This is a genomic window from Parapedobacter lycopersici (assembly GCF_040395035.1).
In the GTDB taxonomy this organism is placed as follows: domain Bacteria; phylum Bacteroidota; class Bacteroidia; order Sphingobacteriales; family Sphingobacteriaceae; genus Parapedobacter; species Parapedobacter lycopersici_A.
Map to the genome: position 1 here is coordinate 1 of NZ_JBEBRB010000120.1, position 4,096 is coordinate 4,096.

At 52.4% G+C, this 4,096-nt stretch carries 5 protein-coding genes; 4 read left to right on the forward strand and 1 reads right to left on the reverse strand.

The window, feature by feature from the left end:
• The 4 genes from ABWO75_RS13455 to ABWO75_RS13470 form a co-directional block, all read left to right on the forward strand.
• A partial coding sequence (locus ABWO75_RS13455; RefSeq protein WP_353186364.1) for a metal ABC transporter solute-binding protein, Zn/Mn family occupies positions 1-350 on the forward strand: 350 nt, incomplete at its 5' end.
• A gap of 115 nt (positions 351-465) precedes the next feature.
• A complete protein-coding gene (locus ABWO75_RS13460; RefSeq protein ID WP_353186366.1) occupies positions 466-1,254 on the forward strand; it encodes a metal ABC transporter ATP-binding protein in 789 nt (262 codons plus the stop codon).
• 4 nt (positions 1,255-1,258) lie between these two features.
• Positions 1,259-2,548, forward strand: coding sequence for a metal ABC transporter permease (locus tag ABWO75_RS13465; protein WP_353186368.1), 1,290 nt, complete (start codon positions 1,259-1,261; stop codon positions 2,546-2,548).
• A 273-nt stretch (positions 2,549-2,821) separates the two neighbouring features.
• Positions 2,822-3,691: a metal ABC transporter permease gene (locus ABWO75_RS13470; RefSeq protein ID WP_353186370.1), complete on the forward strand. Its 870-nt coding sequence runs from the start codon at positions 2,822-2,824 to the stop codon at positions 3,689-3,691.
• A gap of 28 nt (positions 3,692-3,719) precedes the next feature.
• Here the strand turns inward: ABWO75_RS13470 and ABWO75_RS13475 are convergent.
• A partial coding sequence (locus tag ABWO75_RS13475; RefSeq protein ID WP_353186372.1) for a phytase occupies positions 3,720-4,096 on the reverse strand: 377 nt, incomplete at its 5' end.

Here is a 4,096-nt window from a genome sequence, read left to right on the forward strand (position 1 = left end):
CGGCCCACGATGCATTCAGCTATTTCGGTCGGGCGTACGGTGTCGAGGTCAGGGGTCTGCAGGGCATATCTACCATGTCCGAATTTGGGCTACGCGACGTATCCGACCTGGTGACATACATTACGGCGCACCGGATACCTGCGGTATTCGTGGAGAGCTCGGTGTCCGACAAGTCGCTGAAGGCCGTGCTGGCCGGTGTCCGCGAGCGCGGCGGCCATGTACGCATCGGGGGTAATCTGTATTCCGATGCCATGGGAGAAGCCGGAACACCGGAGGGAACATACATCGGCATGGTGAAACATAATGTGCAGACGATTGTCGAAGCATTGGGGACTGTAAATGAACCGTGATCAATCGTCTGTGAACGGAGAAACGGAATAAAATGAGGTCGGTGGCGATCGTTGAACGTAAACATAAGAGTTAAGGACTAAGGGCTAATGCGAGTAGCTCACAATTAATAAAGAAATGATTATACAAACACCGGATCCTGTACTGGAAGTTCACGACCTGACGGTAAGCTATGCAAGAAAGCCTGTGCTTTGGGGTATCGATTTTACGTTACCCGCGGGCAGCATCACAGGCATCGTTGGTCCAAATGGGGCTGGTAAATCCACACTGCTGAAGGCCATTATGGGACTCATCCCACTTTCAAGCGGGTATGTAAAACTCTTCGGCGAACCACTGGATATCGTCAGGAACCGCATCAGCTATGTACCGCAGCGCGAATCCGTCGACTGGGATTTCCCGGTTTCAGTACTGGACGTCGTGCTGATGGGCCGCTACGGAAAAATGGGATTGCTGGGAAATCCGGGTCGTCACGACCGTGATGCGGCGCTTCATTGCCTGGAAAAGGTCGGAATGTCGGCCTTTGCTAAACGGCAGATTTCCCAGCTTTCGGGCGGGCAGCAGCAACGGGTCTTCCTTGCCCGGGCGTTGGCCCAGGAAGCTGATTTCTATTTTATGGATGAACCCTTTGCGGGTGTGGATGCCGCTACCGAACAGGCCATTATCGACCTGCTCAAGGATATGGCGGCTGCGCATAAAACCATCGTAGTGGTACATCACGACCTCCAGTCGGCACGCACGTATTTCGATTGGATGGTATTGCTCAACATGCGGCTGGTAGCCGCCGGTCCTACCGAACAGGTCTTTACCGAAGTGCTTGTACAACAGGCATACGGCGGTCGGCTCAATTTGCTGTCGCAGGTAGGTGACCTGATGGAAAAAAGGGAATTTCCTACGCGCGAAAACTGATGTTATGGAAAACTTCCTCACCTTTTTTTCGTTTTCCGATCCCAATGTACGGTATGTGGTGCTGGGCACCATCCTGCTTTCAGCCAGTGCTGCGATGGTCGGGTCGTTTATCCTGCTGCAGAAGAAAGCGCTGGTGGGTGATGCCGTGGCCCATTCCGTATTACCCGGTATCTGTGCGGCTTTTCTGTTCTCGGGCACCAAGAGCATCCCGCTGATGCTGTTGGGGGCATTTGCTACCGGATGGCTGGCACTGGTGGCTATTGATTACCTTACCGCACATTCCAAAATCAAAAAAGATGCAGCTATCGGGTTGGTCCTTTCTGTTTTTTTCGGCACGGGCATCGTGATGATGACCTACATTCAGCAATCGGGCAACGCTGCACAAAGTGGCCTGGATCACTTTATCTTCGGCAAGGCTGCTGCACTGGTTGGCAGCGACCTACTGGTGTTCAGCATCCTTGCCATGGTCATTTTAATTACCGTCAGCCTGTTTTTCAAGACCTTCGCACTCATCGCATTCGATCGCGCTTTTGCTCAGGCACTGGGGTATCCGGTGCGTCGGTTGGACCTGCTGCTTACCAGCCTTACCGTACTGGCCGTGGTTACCGGCATTACTGCAGTAGGTGTTGTTCTCATGGCGGCCATGCTCATTACGCCACCCGCCGCCGCCCGGTACTGGACAGATAATATCCGGCGTATGGTACTGATTGCTGTCCTGTTCGGCACTTTTGCCGGGCTGGCCGGTGCCTATATTTCCTATATGGCCCCCGCCATGCCCACAGGTCCGTGGATGGTGGTAGTTTCCTCGCTCATCGCCTTTTTCTCGTTTTTCTTTGCCCCCAGGCGGGGAATCGTACCCAAGCTTTACCGGCAGCGTAAAAACCAGCGGATTATTGCCGAGGAAAATGCAATGAAAGTTTTCTATCACCTGGGTGAACAGCATGGAAACTTCATGGACCAGTATAATCTGCGGACTTTGATGGGGCAGCGTGATATGGGTGCGACTAACCTCCGGGCGGCGCTGCAACGGCTACAGGCCAAGGGATGGGTTACTGTGCAGCATGGACAGTGGAGCCTTACGGACGACGGTGTCGGTAAGGCCGCTAAGGTTGTCCGGCTACACCGCCTTTGGGAACTGTACCTCACCCAATACATGGCGATTGCCGCCGATCATGTACATGACGATGCGGAAACCATCGAGCACATCCTCACTCCGGAGCTGGAGCGGGAGCTCGAACACCAGCTGGGCTATCCGGATAAAGATCCGCATGACACTGAAATACCAAAAGGTTAATATACAATGAGTAAAAGAAGTTATATAATCAATAACATAAGATCAAACGATCGGTATTTGGACCATTATTAAATAATAATAAGTTGATTATCAAATTATCGTGTTTTCATATAAACACAGTTAATGAAGTTATACTACACAATTACTTCATAAATAATAATAAATAAAAACATACAGTCATTGACTAACTGGGAACCCATGGTCAACGGGAAGTAACCGGTGAACATGCAGCCAGTAAAAACAAAAAAGAATGGCTAATAGCTAATTAAAAATATGATTGCATTCTGGATTATATTAACCGGGGCCCTGGTGGCCATTACATGCGGACTGCTGGGCTGTTTCCTTGTGCTCCGCAAGATGAGCATGGTGGGTGATGCCATCAGTCACGCCGTACTACCCGGTATTGTCATTGCCTTTCTGTTGAGCGGCAGCCGCGAACCGCTGCCCATGTTGCTGGGAGCGGGCGCAACGGGGTTAGTAGCTACGTTTCTCATTGCGTATTTCCACCGGCGGGCCAAATTGCAGACCGATGCCGCTATCGGCGTCACGTTTACTTTTCTGTTTGCCATCGGCATCATCCTCATCAGCGCATTCGCCGGCCAGGTAGATATCGACCAGGACTGTGTACTTTATGGAGAGATCGCCTACGTACCGATTGACCTGTGGATCACGGCAAGCGGCACGCATCTGGGGCCACGCCCGGTATACATTCTTTCTAGTGTATTACTACTGGTAATACTATTTATTACACTGGGATACAAACAACTAAAACTTACCTCATTCGATCCGGAGTTTGCTGCTGCAATCGGTATTTCCACCAGTCTCTGGCATTACCTGCTTATGGGTGCCGTATCACTCACCACGGTCAGCTCTTTTGAGTCGGTCGGCGCCATCCTTGTTATCGCCTTTCTGATCGGGCCGCCCGCCACGGCCTACCTGCTTACCCGGGATCTCCGGCAGATGCTATGGATTACCGCCGGACTGGGCGTGTTCATCGCTTTTACCGGCTACTGGCTGGCCTATTGGCTCAACGCATCCATAGCCGGATGCATGGCCATGGTCGTTGGCGTTTGCTTTTTAGCGGCGTTCGTCCGTTACCGGCTTACAACGGGTGCAAAAACAGTAATGACGTCCGCCGCATAGCGGCCGGTCGGCAGCACCTGCTGGTGCTTTACCGGTTGCCCTTATCGATCCATTGCTGGAATACAGTCCAGTCGTAATAATGGAAAACCATACCGTTGCTCATGGCCACAAACACGCCCTCCGGAAATTGGGGGCCCAGGTTTACGGCCGTTACGTCCGCGCCATCGCACTCCACCGTCGATACCGGAATCTCGGCCAGTTGCGTATGCTCGTGTGGCTTACCGGCTGCACCCTCGCGCGGATATACCATAAACGTATTGGCCTGCTGGTTGGACACCAGCAGATAGCCCGTACTATCGCTGCTTTTATAGATGGCAATCCCTTCGTGGTCGTCGGCAAAGCCTGTCTGCGCAAACAGCGCCAGCTCCCCGTTATCATTGCGTTCAGGGTCCGCCTGGTATTTGC

What these genes read in the sequence shown, in the direction of transcription:
- ABWO75_RS13460 (WP_353186366.1), top strand. Translation starts at nt 466, where the DNA reads ATGATTATACAAACACCGGATCCTGTACTGGAAGTTCACGACCTGACG.
- ABWO75_RS13465 (WP_353186368.1), top strand. Translation starts at nt 1,259, where the DNA reads ATGGAAAACTTCCTCACCTTTTTTTCGTTTTCCGATCCCAATGTACGG.
- ABWO75_RS13470 (WP_353186370.1), top strand. Translation starts at nt 2,822, where the DNA reads ATGATTGCATTCTGGATTATATTAACCGGGGCCCTGGTGGCCATTACA.